The organism is Cytobacillus oceanisediminis 2691 (assembly GCF_007678455.1).
GTDB lineage: Bacteria > Bacillota > Bacilli > Bacillales > Cytobacillaceae > Mesobacillus > Mesobacillus oceanisediminis_A.
Genome location: NZ_VEEP01000002.1, coordinates 174,843 through 191,167, shown reverse-complemented (window position 1 = coordinate 191,167; position 16,325 = coordinate 174,843). Strand labels below are relative to the sequence as shown.

Annotated in this window: 15 protein-coding genes; 12 read left to right on the top strand and 3 right to left on the bottom strand. The window is 45.2% G+C overall.

Features of this window, described 5'->3' with window-relative positions:
- Nucleotides 1–181: 181 nt before the first annotated feature.
- Nucleotides 182–1,120, top strand: coding sequence for a DMT family transporter (locus tag FS736_RS04500; RefSeq protein ID WP_144475174.1), 939 nt, complete (start codon nucleotides 182–184; stop codon nucleotides 1,118–1,120).
- A gap of 16 nt (nucleotides 1,121–1,136) precedes the next feature.
- Here the strand turns inward: FS736_RS04500 and FS736_RS04495 are convergent, their stop codons facing one another.
- Nucleotides 1,137–2,315 (bottom strand): MFS transporter, encoded by a 1,179-nt coding sequence (locus FS736_RS04495; protein WP_144475173.1) that lies wholly within the window; start codon nucleotides 2,313–2,315, stop codon nucleotides 1,137–1,139.
- A 149-nt stretch (nucleotides 2,316–2,464) separates the two neighbouring features.
- On the opposite strand from FS736_RS04495, the gene FS736_RS04490 reads away from it, so the two are divergent.
- The 6 genes from FS736_RS04490 (at nucleotide 2,465) to ggt (ending at nucleotide 8,952) form a co-directional block, all read left to right on the top strand.
- A complete protein-coding gene (locus tag FS736_RS04490) occupies nucleotides 2,465–2,848 on the top strand; it encodes an OsmC family protein (RefSeq protein WP_144475172.1) in 384 nt (127 codons plus the stop codon).
- Nucleotides 2,849–2,979: 131 nt separating this feature from the next.
- Complete coding sequence (gene cax, locus FS736_RS04485) at nucleotides 2,980–4,041, top strand: calcium/proton exchanger (protein WP_144475171.1); 1,062 nt, start codon at nucleotides 2,980–2,982, stop codon at nucleotides 4,039–4,041.
- Between the two features lie 491 nt (nucleotides 4,042–4,532).
- Complete coding sequence (locus tag FS736_RS04480) at nucleotides 4,533–5,150, top strand: YczE/YyaS/YitT family protein (protein WP_144475170.1); 618 nt, start codon at nucleotides 4,533–4,535, stop codon at nucleotides 5,148–5,150.
- A 140-nt stretch (nucleotides 5,151–5,290) separates the two neighbouring features.
- Nucleotides 5,291–6,124 (top strand): YfkD famly protein, encoded by an 834-nt coding sequence (locus tag FS736_RS04475; protein WP_144475169.1) that lies wholly within the window; start codon nucleotides 5,291–5,293, stop codon nucleotides 6,122–6,124.
- Nucleotides 6,125–6,336: 212 nt separating this feature from the next.
- A complete protein-coding gene (locus FS736_RS04470) occupies nucleotides 6,337–7,131 on the top strand; it encodes a YtxH domain-containing protein (RefSeq protein ID WP_144475168.1) in 795 nt (264 codons plus the stop codon).
- Nucleotides 7,132–7,266: 135 nt separating this feature from the next.
- Nucleotides 7,267–8,952 carry a gamma-glutamyltransferase gene (gene ggt, locus FS736_RS04465; protein ID WP_144475167.1) on the top strand — a complete coding sequence of 562 codons (1,686 nt, stop codon included), beginning with the start codon at nucleotides 7,267–7,269 and terminating at the stop codon, nucleotides 8,950–8,952.
- Between the two features lie 40 nt (nucleotides 8,953–8,992).
- Here ggt and FS736_RS04460 read toward each other — a convergent pair whose 3' ends face one another.
- On the bottom strand, nucleotides 8,993–9,496 hold the full coding sequence (locus FS736_RS04460) for a DUF421 domain-containing protein (protein WP_144475166.1): 504 nt from the start codon (nucleotides 9,494–9,496) through the stop codon (nucleotides 8,993–8,995).
- A 184-nt stretch (nucleotides 9,497–9,680) separates the two neighbouring features.
- On the opposite strand from FS736_RS04460, the gene FS736_RS04455 reads away from it, so the two are divergent.
- The 5 genes from FS736_RS04455 to rlmD all read left to right on the top strand — a co-directional run bounded on the left by FS736_RS04455 (nucleotide 9,681) and on the right by rlmD (nucleotide 15,585).
- Nucleotides 9,681–9,866 carry an SE1561 family protein gene (locus FS736_RS04455; RefSeq protein WP_144475165.1) on the top strand — a complete coding sequence of 62 codons (186 nt, stop codon included), beginning with the start codon at nucleotides 9,681–9,683 and terminating at the stop codon, nucleotides 9,864–9,866.
- A gap of 374 nt (nucleotides 9,867–10,240) precedes the next feature.
- The gene (locus FS736_RS04450; RefSeq protein WP_144475164.1) at nucleotides 10,241–11,794 is read left to right on the top strand and encodes a fumarate hydratase; all 1,554 of its coding nucleotides are present in this window, start codon (nucleotides 10,241–10,243) and stop codon (nucleotides 11,792–11,794) included.
- A 167-nt stretch (nucleotides 11,795–11,961) separates the two neighbouring features.
- Entirely contained in the window at nucleotides 11,962–12,771 is an 810-nt protein-coding gene (gene pdaA / locus FS736_RS04445; protein WP_144475163.1) for a delta-lactam-biosynthetic de-N-acetylase, read from the top strand.
- A gap of 468 nt (nucleotides 12,772–13,239) precedes the next feature.
- Nucleotides 13,240–14,100 (top strand): DNA-3-methyladenine glycosylase family protein, encoded by an 861-nt coding sequence (locus tag FS736_RS04440; protein ID WP_144475162.1) that lies wholly within the window; start codon nucleotides 13,240–13,242, stop codon nucleotides 14,098–14,100.
- 15 nt (nucleotides 14,101–14,115) lie between these two features.
- Nucleotides 14,116–15,585 (top strand): 23S rRNA (uracil(1939)-C(5))-methyltransferase RlmD, encoded by a 1,470-nt coding sequence (rlmD, locus tag FS736_RS04435; protein ID WP_144475161.1) that lies wholly within the window; start codon nucleotides 14,116–14,118, stop codon nucleotides 15,583–15,585.
- A 32-nt stretch (nucleotides 15,586–15,617) separates the two neighbouring features.
- Here rlmD and FS736_RS04430 read toward each other — a convergent pair whose 3' ends face one another.
- Nucleotides 15,618–16,172 (bottom strand): TetR/AcrR family transcriptional regulator, encoded by a 555-nt coding sequence (locus tag FS736_RS04430; RefSeq protein WP_144475160.1) that lies wholly within the window; start codon nucleotides 16,170–16,172, stop codon nucleotides 15,618–15,620.
- Between the last annotated feature and the right edge of the window lie 153 nt (nucleotides 16,173–16,325).

The window sequence follows — 16,325 nt, the reverse complement described above, 5'->3', positions numbered from 1 at the left end:
CCTTTGACATCTCTAATTGATACTAATAATCACCATCACTACCCTTAAAAAATACGAAAGCTGCCACCGGAACGGTGACAGCGAAAAGCCAGAGCAAAAGATACATATTGTGTTTATTATTATGTTACCATACACTATATGCTTTTGAAAGAATAATGCAATAGTCTAAGGAGAAAGATAGATGACAACTAAAGACTTTTTTACCCACCCGCTTGGCATTGTTGTGTCGGCAGCAGGGGCAACCTTCCTCTGGGGAAGTGCGTTCCCTTTTATAAAATTGAGCTACGCAAGCCTGGACATCAAGCCGGATGAAATCGGCGAGCAAATGCTGTTTGCGGGATACCGGTTTCTGCTTGCGGGGCTTCTGATCCTGATTTTGTTCCTCCTTTTAAAAAGGAATATGAAATTCAGGACGGAGACGACCAAGCCTCTTTTAAAAATAGGTCTGTTTCAGACATTCCTTCAATATGTCCTGTTTTACATCGGACTTAGCTACTCAACGGGCATCCAGGGATCCATCATCGCCGGCACGACGTCCTTCTTCCAGATCCTGCTGGCTCATTTTCTGTATCCTGACGACAGGATGAGCCGTTTGAAGGTCGCCGGTCTGATGGTTGGCTTTACTGGGGTCATTTTTGCGAACTGGCCAAATGGTGAATATGAAATCCACTTTGGCATCGGGGAAATCCTGCTCATGGGCGCGATGCTTGCTGGTGCGTACGGCAATATCCTGGCAAAACAGGGAAGTGCGAAAATGGAGGTCATTTATTTGACGGCCTACCAGATGATCCTTGGTTCTTTGGGATTGATTGCGATTGGTGCCTTCACTGTCGGACTGGTTCCTTTCGATTTTGACCTCAAGTCCGGACTGATGCTCATCTATCTGGCTTTCCTCTCTGCAACTGGATTCATTTTATGGAACAATGTCATGAAGTACAATCAGGTTGGAAAAGTGTCGCTGTACCTGTTCCTGGTGCCGGTATTCGGCGTCCTTTTATCATCGCTGCTTCTTGGTGAAGCGCTCCATTATTTTGTCATAGCCGGATTAGTCCTGGTTGTGGCCGGAATCGTTCTCGTGAACCGGCCTTCCCGTAAAAAAAACAGCCTCCCTGCCAAATAGGGGAGGCTGTTTCTCGTTATGCAGATTTTGCCTGCTGCTCAGACGCGTCATTTCGGACGGCGACCAGTGCGATGAAAATCAACAGCAGCATCGTGCTGATGACATAAAAGAAGCTGATGCCTTTCAGCCATTGGATGGCCAGTCCCCCAATGAACGGCCCGCTGATGCTGCCGAAACTGAAGAAAATACCGCACATCAGGTTGCCTGCCGGAAGAAGCGGCTTTGGCAGCAGGTCGGCCATATAGCTGATTCCAAGGGAAAAAGTCGATCCTACAAGCATGCCGGCTAAAAAGAAACAGATCAGCAGACCGATAGTCGAATTCTCCAGCAAACCGGCTGCAGTAAAAGAGATGAAGCCGGACAAGGTAACGGCAATCAATACATTCCGCCGCCCGAGCTTATCGCTTAAGATCCCGAGTGGAAGCTGTGAGAGAATGCCGCCGATGGCAAAGGCCGGAAGCAGGAGTGCGACTGCATCGACACCGATCCCTGATCTCATCGCGTACACCGGAAAGTTCCCGTTAAGGCTTGCTTCCAAAAATCCGTAGCCAAAGGGAGGCAGGAAGGCGACCCAGGCATATTTAAACACCTTCCCGAACCTTTTCATCGTACCGAAGAAAGAAGTACTGTCAGTGTCATGTTCAGGCCGCTCGTTTTTCAGCAGCCATACCGTCAGCCAGGCAGCGAGGCTGATGGCAGAGGAAAGGATGAATGGCAGAGCGGTATTTATTTTTACAAGCCCGATCATCAACGGTCCAGCTGCGAATCCCAGCCCGAAAAATAATCCATAGATTGAAATATTCCTTCCAATCCGATCTTTTGCCGAAAAGGATGTAATCCATGTCTGGGTGGCAAAATGGAGCATATGGTCGCCAATTCCGATGGCGAGCCTTAAGATAAACCAGAACCAGAACGATTTCCATAACGGAAAAAATGCCAGCGAAACCGCGACGAGAAAGCCGCCGATAAGAATGATCGGCTTGTAGCCAAATCTGCGCAACGGCGCTTCCATCAATGGCGAAGCTATCAAGATACCGATATATAATCCTGTTGCATGAAATCCATTCATCGAGGATGACACGCCATCCTGTTCAAAGATGATCGCAATCAAAGGCAGCAGCATTCCCTGGGAAAATCCCGAAATGGCAACGATACTGACGAGGATCCAGAAACGAAGTTTTATGTTTATATTCATGATTCATAATCTCCCTGAGTATTAATACTCTTTTGATGTTAACGATATAAATTTTTATGTGCAATGTTTTTTTATTTTTAAATACAGGTAAAATAGTGTAATCTTCTTTGTGTCAGGGAAATATTCCTAGTTAAAAAGGAGAGATTCTAATGGAATTTAAAATGAAGCCAGAGGTTGGCTTTTATACAGAAACAGGTTTTGGAAGATTGGACATTGCTGGGGACGATGAATATGGATTCAGGCCATACCAATTGCTCGTTTCTTCAGTTGCGATCTGCAGCGGCGGAGTCCTGCGCAAGGTCCTGGAGAAAATGAGGATGGAAATCGAGGATATCCACATCCAAGCGGATGCTGAACGAGTTGAGGAAGAAGCAAACCGTGTCAGCAAAATCATCGTCCATTTCCGCATTGCCGGAAGCAATCTCGATGAAAAGAAAATCGAGAAGGCAATGGTGCTGACAAGGAAGAACTGTTCGATGGTGCAATCTGTGGTCGGAAGCATTGAGGTCGAAGAGACATTTGAAATCGTCTAATACATGATTTCCTTTCATAACATTTTGTTTTTTTTATCTCCTTTGGAAGAACTGATAAAGTGACTAAGAATGTTGGTTAAGGGGTACAGATATTGAAAAAACAATAAGAGTTAACAGAGAGGAATCATACTATGGCAAACAAGATTTTCATGATTTTAACTTTCGTCGGTGTTCCGCTGTCTGTCATCGGAACGCTGATGCATTGGTCGAGTACAATGTTATTTATCATCTATTGTTTGACGATCGTAGCTCTGGCCAGCTATATGGGCCGGGCAACAGAAAGTCTGGCAATAGTAACAGGGCCGCGGATTGGCGGATTACTGAATGCGACCTTCGGCAATGCGGTGGAGCTGATCATTTCCATTTTTGCGTTAAAAGCGGGGTTGATTGGAGTTGTTCTTGCTTCATTGACAGGTTCCGTGTTAGGCAACCTCCTGCTTGTAGCTGGGTTATCCTTTTTTGTAGGAGGACTGAAGTTCAAACGGCAGCACTTTAATGTTCATGATGCAAGACATAATTCAGCTCTTTTAATTTTTGCGGTGATTGTGGCGTTCGTTATTCCGGAAGTATTTGCGATGGATATGAATGAAAGCAGGACGCTCAGCCTTAGTGTCGGAATCTCGATTATCCTGATTGCGCTCTATCTTGCTGCACTGTTTTTCAAGCTTGTCACCCACAGAGGTGTTTACCAGCCTAAGGTTCAAAGCGGCGCCGGGCACCATGAAGAAGAACCGGAATGGGGGAAAGCCAAAGCAATCACTATCCTCCTGGCGGCAACAGTTGCTGTCGCTTATGTTGCAGAAAACCTTGTCCATACTTTTGAGGAAGTGGGCGAATCCTTCGGCTGGTCCGAATTGTTCATAGGGATCATCATAGTAGCGATTGTCGGCAATGCAGCCGAACATGCCTCAGCCGTCATCATGGCCTATAAAAATAAAATGGACGTCGCTGTTGAAATCGCCGTAGGCTCGACCCTGCAGGTTGCCATGTTTGTTGCGCCTGTTCTCGTGTTAGTTTCTTTGCTGTTTGAAAAGAGTATGCCTCTAGTATTCTCGATGCCTGAAATGGTTTCAATGGCAGTTGCCGTGCTCCTCTCCATCAGCATTGCAAACGACGGTGAAACAAACTGGTTTGAGGGGCTTACACTTTTAGGCGCCTATGTTATAATGGGAATTGGATTTTACCTGCTTTAATATACTAGGATTAATGAACTCTGTTCCGGGAGGACAGGGTTCTTTTTTGCTGTAAAAATGAACATGCTTTACCTCGCGCATCTCGATTTATCAACATAGAGATAGTTAAAGGACATTTCAGAGCGTTATAGCCGCCAAAATGTCCAAGAAAAGCAGTTTAAAGGACATTTCCAAGCGTTGGGACAGCCAAAATGTCCAAGAAAAGCGGTTTAAAGGACATTTCCGAGCGTTGGGGCAGTCAAAATGTCCAAAAAAAGCAGTTTAAAGGACATTTCAGAGCGTTAAAGCAGTCAAAATGTCCAAAAAAAGCAGTTTAAAGGACATTTCCAAGCGTTGGGACAGCCAAAATGTCCAAGAAAAGCGGTTTAAAGGACAATTCGAAGCGTTGGAGCCGTCAAAATGTCCAAGAAAAACAATTCAATGGACATTTCAGACCAAAATGAGCAGTCAAAATGTCCAATAGAAGGTTCAACAGAAGGAGAATAGGGATCATGGCTTTTGTTTATCGCACTTTATTTTTTATCATCGGGTTAACGATTCTATCTTTTGGGGTTTCGATGACCATTAAAGCAAATTTGGGGACAGGCGCCTGGGATGCTCTCAATGTGGGCCTTTCGAAAACGGTGGGGCTGACGCCGGGCAGCTGGGTTGTCTTTGTCGGGATCATCATGATTTTCCTTAATGCCTCCCTGGTAAAAAGACGCCCGGATATTGCTGCAATCATTACGCTGCTTATCACAGGGGTGCTGATCGATTTCTGGTTATTGCGCGTGTTCGATGACATGTTGGTCGCTGGATATGGGAAGCAGTTTGGAGTATTCCTTCTCGGGATGGTGGCGTTGAGCTTCGGCCTGGCCGTCTATCTGCAGCCGAGATTCCCCTTGATTCCTATCGATAATTTCATGATGGCATTAAGGGAACGATTTAATCTGAATTTAATGGCAGCGAAGACGCTTGGTGAAGTGATTGCTCTGTCGGCGGCGTTCATCTTCAAGGGACCGATTGGGATTGGGACATTGATTGTGACGTTTGCTATCGGTCCGTTGATTCAATTGTTCTTCCCTTACTGTGAAAAATTGTATAATAAGCTGCTTACATCGGCTCGATAGTTATTTCATAATTTAATTCCTGAGGTTCTGCTCATCTGGCAGAACCTCTTTTTTTCAACAAACTTTGGATAAAGTGGCGGAACTCCGAAAACACTATGAACAAACTTAAAAGTTTCCTGTAGTGAAAGGAGTATACACCGATGAAAAAAGCAGCAGCTATCCTTGTTATGACGATGGTTTTCATGATGTCTATTTTAGCAGTTGGTTTTGCTGAGGAAGGGAAGGCGAAAAAAGCGCCCCAGCCAAAGCAGGCGGAAAATGCGAAGTATGTGATCCCGAATTCAGTAATGAATATCACGAAGGATAATACGTATCCGAACCCGACTGAAGACTTGCCTTTCCTTCAGCCAAGTGAGCTTACCAAGAATTTGATTAAAACGTCGAAGGTGAAGATCGAGAATCCTGATTTGATTCGGATGCTGAATGAAACATCCATCAACAGCACTCCATTCGCCATCGGCTACCGGGCGATTGTTTACCTTGGTGAGTGGCCATTGAATTATGAGTCGCAAGAAACCTCACCGAACTGGGAATTCCAGAAAATCAATACCAATTATTTCGACAATCGCGGCGGGAATGCTATTTATCAAATCCATTATGTTCAGGAGCAGCAAAAGGTAGTGAAGGGCGGTTTGACGGCGAAAATCAAGAATGCGGAAGATGTGCAGAAAATGATGCTGTTGCAAGCAGCAAAGAAATCAGGTCTGCCGCTTGCATTTGAAACGATTGTAGGTGCCGGTACGAAAAAAGACCATATCTACAATATCCAGCCGAAGCGTCTCGGGTATCTTTATGCCTACGCACCAGCCATCAATGAAAAAGGCAAGGTCACATATGGCGAGGTTTACCTGATGCTAAAAGGCAGCAAGAAATTCATTGTTGTCAAAAATGTTGTATCACAAGGGATTGGAGCATGGATTCCGGTTCAGGACCATGTCAGCTTTGGCTTCGTTTCCAGTGAACGGCCGAGATAAGTCTTCGATATAATAGATAAGCCTGGTATCAAAAACGAACCAGGTAATGAGTGAGCCTGGTATTTCTGAAAAGAAACCAGGCTTTTTTTAATGCCTGTTAGTAATTTTTTCCTCTTGACAAAAGGTAGATATATCCTGTTTAACGCCTGTACATGCCGGGAATTAGATAGACATAACAAATTAACTCAACAAAATTAAGGAGGAAATAGATTATGTCTGACAATATTCTTTCTAACAACCAAAATCCAATGGGCAACAATTCAAACTCTTACAATATGAACAACAACATGTACACTTCATCAACGGAGAATGCATCATATGATCCAACAACTGGAACAACAACTTACGCAAGCACCAATTCCGGTAATTCGTATTCAAACAATTCATCAATGGGCGGCTACTCCAGCAGCTATTCATATGATGACTCCAGCAGCTCTAAGTCTTCGAACAGTAAGCTGATGAAGGGTGTGCTGATTGGAGCTGCAATCGGCGGAGCAATGGCGATGCTTGACTCCAATACGCGCACAAAGGTAAAGGACAAGGCGGTCAATGCAAAAGACACATCAATGAATGTCATCAGCGAAGTGAAGAACAATCCTTCTGATGTGAAGGAGCAGATGATGAGCAGCTTCAGGGAAGCTTCCAGCATTTTAAAAGAAGCGATCAGTGATGCTCAAAACCTTTACCAGCGCCTGAATGATGATGTATTCAGCAAGATGAATGAAGCAAAGTCCAATTCCTCTGATGCTGTGCAAACCGTCATGAACGCAAAGGAAGAGCTTAAGGATGTTGGATCAAAAGTGAAGGAAGCAGGAGCAACCGCAATGGACAACCCGGTGGTCAATTCTGCTACTGAATCTGACTCTTCAAACACTGGATCAAGCCATGCTGCTGATGCGTATGCTACTGGTATGGAAAGCCAACCGTCTGATACAACAGGGCTAGGAAATACCTCAAATGCCTTCACAGTATCGCCAGAAAACCAAAAAAATGATAATAACCGCTAATTAATGCGAATACTAAAGCCAGTCCTGGACAAGGACTGGTTTTTTGCTGTCAACCATCCCATATATTTGCTTGTTTCTTTATTTAGCTACGAGGGTATTAACTAGTACAGTCAGTTAATTTAGGAGGCTATGTCAATGGAAAAGGAATTTAAACCACGCTCTAACAGGTGTGATTATGATAGAGAAACTGCAACGGGGAAAATTGCAATGGCTGCTTCAGCGCACCCAATTGCAACGAATGCAGCGGAAAAAATACTGCGTGACGGCGGCAACGCCATCGATGCAGCGATCGCCATCCAATTCGGCCTGAATGTCGGAGAACCGATGATGACAGGAATTGGCGGCAGCGGATTTTTCATGGTTTATCATGCGGAAAGCAAAACCACGAAAATTTTTGATGGTCATACAAGAGCACCGAAAGCCGCACACCCAGAACTTTTTTTAGATGAAAAAGGTGAAGTCATTCCGTTTAAAAAGAGGTCTACGCATGCTACAGGTGTCGGGGTTCCAGGTATATTGAAAGCAATGGAAGCGGCAAGGAAGGAGTATGGCACAAAACCGCTTGCCGAATTGATCGAACCAGCTGCCCAGGCTGCAGAAAAAGGAGTAGAGGTCAACTGGATTATGGAAGAAAGTCTTAATACTTTCGACTATCGGCTCGGTGATCATGCGAAGGAATTATTTATGCCGGGCGGGAAGTCGCTTAAGGAAGGGGATGTCTACCAGAAGGAACACCTGGCGAAAACATTCCGAATCCTTCAGCGTGATGGCATCGAAGCGTTCTATGAAGGGGAAATTGGAGAAGCCATTATTTCTACACTAAAAGAGCTTGGCGGAATCATGGAGATGTCAGATTTAAAGGATTATGAAATCTCCATTGATGAACCTGTTTGGGGAACTTATCGGGATTATAAAATTGCTTCTTCCAATATGCCGAGTGCAGGCGGGACAACGATGCTGCAGATTTTGAAAATCCTCGAAGGTTTTGATCTCAGCAAGTATGATGTGAAATCATGGGAAAAGTATTACTTATTTACAGAAGCCATGAGGATTGCTTTTTCCGATAAAATCGCCTTTTCAGGTGATCCGGAGTTTGGTGATATTCCGTTAAAAGGGTTGCTGAGTGAGGAATACCTTGCTGAGCGGCGAAAATTGATTAATTGGGAACGCAGGAACGATGCAATTGATTTTGGTAATCCATGGGTTTACGGGGAGGGTAAGGAAATTAATATTGTCCGCCAGCCTTTCGAGCCTGAAAGAGAAAGAAGCGAAACGACTCATTTCACGGTAACGGACAAGTGGGGCAATATCGTTGCCTGCACTTCTACCGTTGAGCACCCGTTCGGTTCTGGAATCATGGTCAAGGATCATGGCTTCGTTTTAAACAATGAAATGACTGACTTTGATGCTATTCCTGGCGGCCTGAATGAAATCCAGCCAGGAAAGAGGCCTGTGAGCTGCAAGACGCCAACCATTGTCTTCAAGGAAGATGAGCCTGTTTTGACATTGGGATCACCTGGCGGGCCAACAATCGTAGGCTCCGTATTCCAGACGATTGTCAATGTTCTTGATTTTGGCATGGACCTGAAAGAGGCCATCGAGGAGCCGAGAATCTTCAATAGTACCGGCCCGCTGATTGGCTGGGAGTCGGGCATCAGCATGGAAGCAAAAGGTGAGATGGAATCAAAGGGCTTCGAATTTGCCGATGGTCCATTCCCGCTTGGAAATGTCCAGGCCATCAAATTCGATCGTGAAAAAGGTATCCTCTATGGAGCTGCCGATTCCAGCAGGGAAGGGAAAGCAACCGGACTGGATGAATAAGAACCAAAAAGCAGGCTGGAATTTTTTCAGCCTGCTTCTCTTATTTATCCACACTGGAAAGCGTGTCCGTTTCTGAATCCGATTTTTTGATTACAGAAATGCTGCCGTCTGTTTCAAGGACGACAGCTTCCACCTGGTCCATTGAATTGATGCCGCTGGAACGTGCTGCCTGAAGGATTTCCACATCCAAAACACGTTCTTTGGTGATTTTTTTCTTTAAGTAATTCCCGCGGTAAAATAACAATTGGGGATCCGATTTAATCAGCTTTTTGAAACCGTCTGAACGTATCGACAGCCATGCCACAACATATTGCAGACCAATTAAAATAAAGAATGCTGAAACTCCCTCAATAAGGGCCACTTTTTTATTCAAAAGGATTGTCGCCAGGGTAGACCCCAGTGCGACCGTGACAATCAAATCGAAAGCATTCATCTTGGACAGCGTACGTTTACCAGAAACACGCAACAATAAAACAAGGGCCCCGTAAGCAAGGACACCGACAACAAGGGTACGCCAGACGGCATCCCAAGAATTAAATATCATTTTATCACCTCATATATGTTTTTTCCTGAAAAAGCCTGCGCAAACATATTGCGATAGGGGGGAATACTATCCAATAATAAAAGGGTTTTGCAAAAGCCCAAATGGACAGCATGCATTCTGATAAATATTGCACAATCGCCCATTTTTCGGTAGGATGTTAACGGTAGTGAAAGGAGCGAGAATAGTGGGAAGCCAGATAAATGATAAAAATACTCAGGTTGTATTCCTTAAGCAGCGTTTGGATATGTTCGCTGAATTGCTTGAAGCGATTGATCCGGAAGAAACGGATCTCGAGGATATCGACCGCATGATCCAAATCGTCGAAGAAATGGATGCCAAATGCCGCGAATTCAAAAACCGCGATTTGTAAGAGACCTTTTTATGAGGTCTCTTTTTTATGTTAGCGTCTTTTCGGAGCTGACCAACGAGCATGGCTTTTCTCTGTCCAGCTCCAGCGACCAATGCTTGTCGAGGCTGTCCAAGGCGCTTGCGCTTTTCTGTGTCCAGCTTCAGCACCTAGCCCCTCGAGCGTTTCGGTCCGCCCAATGAAGTCAAAGAGCGACTTCAGTGGTCGGCCCTCCAACGCTTGTCGGGGCTGACCAAGGCGCTTCCGCTTTTCTGTTTGTAACCGATTCCACTTTCATCTTTAAATAGATGGTTGATAGGAGTATAATGATATCGGAGAAATTGTTATAAAGCTTTCACATATAAAGAGACAGCAAACATGGGGAGAGGGGTAGACAGATGAATATCGAAAAGTTCCAGGAAAGCATGTACCAGTTAGTTGTTGAAACATCCACGAACCTTCCTAAGGATGTCCGCCGGGCCATCAAAGCGGCGGCAGAGCGTGAAAACGCGGGGACGCGCTCGGCGATGAGCCTGGATACGATCACCAACAACATCAAAATGGCGGATGATAATGTTTCGCCGATTTGCCAGGATACTGGTCTTCCAACCTTTAAAATCAAGACTCCTGTAAGTGCAAACCAGCTTGAGATGAAAAAGGCGATTTACAATGCGATTGCCCAGGCTACCAAGGATGGCAAGCTGCGCCCGAACTCTGTTGATTCATTGACAGGTGAGAACAGCGGCGACAATCTTGGCGGCGGCACTCCTGTCATCAAGTTTGAGCAATGGGAAAAAGACTATATTGACGCACGTCTGATTTTAAAGGGCGGCGGCTGTGAAAATAAAAATATCCAATACAGCCTTCCTGCTGAATTGGAAGGACTCGGCCGCGCTGGACGCGACCTTGACGGAATACGCAAATGTATCATGCATTCGGTTTATCAGGCCCAGGGACAAGGCTGCAGCGCAGGCTTCATTGGGGTCGGCATTGGCGGTGACCGTTCTTCTGGATATGACCTTGCGAAGGAGCAATTATTCCGTACTGTAGATGATGTCAATCCAAATCCAGAACTACATGACCTTGAAGAGTATGTCATGGAAAATGCCAACAAGCTTGGAATCGGGACGATGGGCTTTGGCGGTGAAACGACGCTTCTTGGCTGCAAAATCGGCGTCATGAACCGCATTCCGGCAAGCTTTTACGTATCTGTTGCGTATAACTGCTGGGCATATCGCCGCCTTGGTGTAGCCGTAAACCCTGAAACTGGTGAAATTCAGGAATGGATGTACCAGGAAGGAGAGAAGATTGATTTCGCCCAGCCTGCTGCACAGGAAATCGCAGCAGCAGTCGAAGCACCGGCAGAACAGAATGTCGTCACATTAACTGCTCCTATCACAGAAGAGCAAATCCGTGAACTCAAGGTCGGAGATGTCGTCCAGATCAATGGCATGATGTATACAGGCCGTGACGCGATCCATAAGTACCTGTCAGACCACGATTCACCTGTCGACTTGAATGGGCAGGTCATTTACCATTGCGGACCGGTCATGCTGAAGGATGAAGAAGGAAACTGGCATGTGAAGGCTGCAGGCCCGACAACAAGTATTCGTGAGGAGCCCTATCAGGGTGATATCATGAAGAAGTTCGGCATCCGTGCAGTCATCGGAAAAGGCGGAATGGGTAAGAAGACGCTTGCTGCTTTGCAAGAGCATGGCGGAGTTTACCTGAATGCCATCGGCGGCGCAGCACAGTATTATGCGGACTGCATCAAGTCTGTCGAAGGCGTTGACCTGATGAACTTCGGTATTCCTGAAGCAATGTGGCACCTCAATGTCGAAGGCTTTACCGCAGTCGTAACCATGGATTCGCACGGAAACAGCCTGCACGAAGATGTTGAAAAATCATCACTCGAAAAATTGGCGCAATTCGCCGATCGAGTTTATAAGTAAAACTTAAAAGGGGTCTCGCTGGGTTTGCTGCGAGACTTCTTTTTTATTCGATTGCTGGTAACGGCACATTACCTTATCACCACTGCAAAAGTTTCCCGTTGATGCATTTGTAGAATTTTTTTTCCCTGCTGGCAAACAATAAGGAAAAACATCAATGGAGGAACATCATGAAAACGTTTGTTAAGATACTGCTTGCTTCCGCGATGCTGCTGTTGATTGCTTTGCCGGCTGTTACAGGCGCGGAAGAAAATTCGAACTCACCACTGCACTGGGGATTCAAAAAAGGCCGGAATGGGAGGCAGGCTGATGCCGGAAGAATGTTCGAGGTCATTCTTGAAGACCATGGAGCTGTTTATAAAGGGGACAAAAACAGCAAGGATTTGTACCTGACCTTTGATAATGGATATGAAAATGGTTATACTGCAAAAATTCTTGATGTATTAAAAGAGGAACAGGTCCCTGCAGCTTTTTTCATTACGGGCCATTATCTTGAAAGTGCTCCCGAGCTTGTTGTCCGGATGGCAAATGAAGGCCATATTATCGGCAATCACTCCTGGCATCATCCTGACATGACTCAAATCAGCGATGAAAAAATCAAGAAGGAACTTGAGATGGTCCGTGCTGAAACCGAAAGGATCACAGGCAGGAAGCATATGAACTATCTGCGTCCTCCAAGGGGGATTTTCAGCGAAAGGACAATGGCGGTCGCGAAAGAAGCCGGCTATACTCATGTGTTCTGGTCGCTCGCTTTTGTTGACTGGAATACCGACCAGCAAAAAGGCGCGCAATATGCCTATGATAAAATCATGACCCAGGTCCACCCAGGTGCCGTCCTGCTTCTGCACACAGTTTCGAAAGACAATGCGGATGCACTTGGGAAGGTAATCAGGGATTTGAAAGAACAGGGTTATCACTTTAAAAATCTTGATGAGCTGATGCTCAGAAAAGGCGGCATGAAGGATCCGATGCTGTACTGATTGTTTGATCCCGGCAATTTTACAGTTGCCGGGATTTTCGATTGGAAAAAAGGCGCATTTTTACCAGTTCGCCAATAAAAATTTATTTTCGCCAATAAACCTGTGATTTTCGCCAATAAAATTAAAAAATCGCCAATAAACAGTGATTATCGCCAATAAAGTTGTGAACTCCGCCAATAAAGCAGAAATGGGCCAGCTAAAAGATGTTAGACCCAGCCGGAAAGACAGGAATCATCTTAATAAAAGGGGGATTTCAACAATAAGTTGGCAATTCCCACGCAAAATTCAGCCAGAAAGCCGACAATCGATTAATTTCAAAAAAACAATTCCGCCATTTGAACACAAGGCAATAAAAATGGCAATTCCTACATATAAAAATCAAATACCGCCCAGATAATCAGCACTATTTTCGTAAAAACAGAACGGAAATGCTATAATACGGGGAAAATACATGAGGGCGGTTTGTATATGTGGGAAGAAAAGCTGGCCATTACCGGGCCTTATAATTTTGACCTGGCCTTAAGCAGGCTTGCACTTGATCCATTGAACGCCGTTGATATCGAGCAGCGGCTCGTCAGGGTGCCGCTTGCTTTTGATGATAAAAAAATCATTGCGGATGTCATTGCGACGGGCACGCTGGAAAAGCCTGAATTCATTGTCCGCGCCAGTGATGAAAAAGAAAAAACGCTAAATCGTCTGACGGAAATTTTTCAGTGGGATGTGGAATTGCTTCGAGTCCATGAGCATTTTCAGACGACAGAGTTAAAAGATCTTTTCAATGATCATTTTGGAACCCCGCTTGTGCTGGAATTTGATCCGTTTTCCAGCTTGATCAAGAGCATTATCCACCAGCAGGTGAATCTGAAGTTTGCCTTTACTCTGACAGAACGGTTCGTGAAAGCTTTCGGTGAAGAGGACGATGGAGTCTGGTTCTATCCCTCTCCTGACAAAGTCGCCCGGCTGAGGGTTGAACAGCTTCGTGAGTTTCAATTCAGCGGACGCAAGGCGGAGTATGTGATCGGAATCGGTGAGTTGACAGCTTCTGGCCAGCTTGATTTTGAAAAAATGAAAAGCATGCCTGATGCCGAAGTGTCTAAGGAGTTAATCAAGATTCGCGGTGTCGGTCCTTGGACGGTGGAAAACTTCCTGATGTTCGCGCTTGGCAGGCCGAATTTATTCCCGATGGGGGACATCGGCATCCAGAATGCTTTGAAGAAATACTTCGAGCTGGATGACAAGCCAGACCTTGCCCAGATGGAAAAATACAAGGAGCCGTGGAATCCTTATTTAAGCTATGCTTCGCTCTATTTATGGAGAAGCATTGAATAATTGGAGTGAAGTTTTATGAAAAAAGAGCAGCAAGGGAATCAATTTAAGAAATCATCACCAAAGAATAATGGTCAACATGCCAGGAAATTTTCAAAAGGGCAATCGAACAATGACCAGCAATCACCAAAGCTGCAGCTGAAGCAGACCTTCCCGCTGACCATCAAGCGTCTGGGAATCAATGGCGAGGGTGTCGGTTATTTTAAGCGCCAGGTCGTGTTCGTGCCCGGTGCGCTCCCAGGTGAGGAAATCGTCGCAGAAGCCACAAAGGTCCACCCAAAGTTTGCTGAGGCTAAAATAAAGAAGATCCGTAAACACTCCGAGCATCGGATCAAACCGCTCTGTCCGGTATACGAGCAGTGCGGCGGCTGCCAGCTGCAGCATTTGCGCTATGATCAGCAGCTGAATGAAAAACGTGATATTGTCATCCAGGCTTTGGAGCGCCATACAAAGCTGAAAATCGAACACCTTGATATTCGTCAAACAATCGGCATGGAAAATCCGTGGGGTTACCGGAACAAGAGCCAGTTCCAGGTTGGCGAAAAGGATGGAAGGGTGCTTGCCGGCCTGTACGGTCTCAACTCTCATAATTTGATTAATATCGAGCAGTGTGCGGTCCAGCATCCCGCTACGACAAAGGCTACCGAGATTGTAAAAGGCATTCTTCAGGATCTGAAAATACCAATCTATAATGAGAAAAAACATAAAGGTCTCGTAAGGACAATCGTTGCCAGGACAGGCGTCCAGACTGGCGAACTGCAAATTGTCCTGATCACGGCAAAAAAAGAACTTCCGAAAAAAGACTTGATCATCACAGAAATCAAGAAGCGTCTTCCAGAGGTAAACTCGATTGTCCAGAACATCAATGGCGAAAAGACTTCTGTCATATTCGGCGATGAAACCGCCACTTTGGAAGGGAATGATTTTATCCAGGAAACACTTGGTGACCTGCAATTCGAACTTTCAGCAAGGACCTTCTTCCAGTTGAATCCTGAGCAGACGGTAAAGCTTTACAATGAAGCCAAAGCTGCTGCCATGTTAACAGGGAAGGAAAAACTCGTCGATGCGTATTGCGGTGTCGGCACAATCGGATTATGGATGGCAAATCAGGCAGGCGAGGTTCGCGGGATGGATGTCATTCCGGAATCGATTGAAGATGCCAGGAAAAATGCGCTGAAGCACGATGTCAGCCATGCCAAATTCTATGTTGGAAAAGCAGAAGAACTGCTTCCAAAATGGCTGGAGGAAGGCTGGCGCCCGGATGTGATTGCCGTCGATCCGCCGCGCACAGGCTGTGACGAGGAATTCCTGAGAACCGTCCTGAAAATCAAGCCGAAAACCTTTGTTTACGTTTCCTGCAATCCTTCTACGCTCGCAAAGGATATCCAGACACTAGGAGACAAGTACAGAGTAGAATATATCCAGCCAGTGGACATGTTCCCGCACACCTCACAGATTGAGAGTGTCACGAGACTGGTTTTAAAATGATAAAAGCGCCGGCCCGGTTTGGGGCTGGCGCTTTATCGTATATTTGACAATCCATGATTGATGAAGTTGTTAATGATTTCGGCCATTTCCTTTGGTGTCTTGTCCATGCCATTTTCCACCCAATTTTTTATCACATAAATACTGCCGCTGACAACAAAGATATTGATATATTCAAATGTTTCCCGGTCGAACTGGCTGTCGGTAATCCAATTTTTGAAGATGTATTCCTGGGTGATTTTCATCCCTTTTTTCTGGAAGTGTATATCGCTGTTTTCACCAAGAAGCATTTGGCATACATCGCTATTCCTGGCAATATACTCTAGAATCTTGTCGGTCATTTTTAAAGCCTCTTCTTCTTTGGAAAAATTATATTGGTTCAGTGTTGATACCATATCTTCAATGAATTCCTCTTCTATTGCGTTCAGTAGATCATATTGACTGGAAAAATGGGCATAAAAAGTGGAACGATTGAGATCAGCCAGCTCACAGATTTCCTTGATCGTAAGGCTCGAAATGGGCTTTTCTTTGAGCAATGCCATAAGACTTTCCTTTAAAACCATCCTCGTGTATTTTTTTCTTCTGTCCATTTTTAAAAATCAACGTCCTTTTTCTCTTATTTCCAACAGATAGCGATAATTTGTTGTGTAATGTACGTAATGTACGCAACTGTTTGTTGAATAGCCAACACCGTGTTTATATAATGATAAGGTGAAAATGTAAAAGACTCAAGTGAGGTTAAA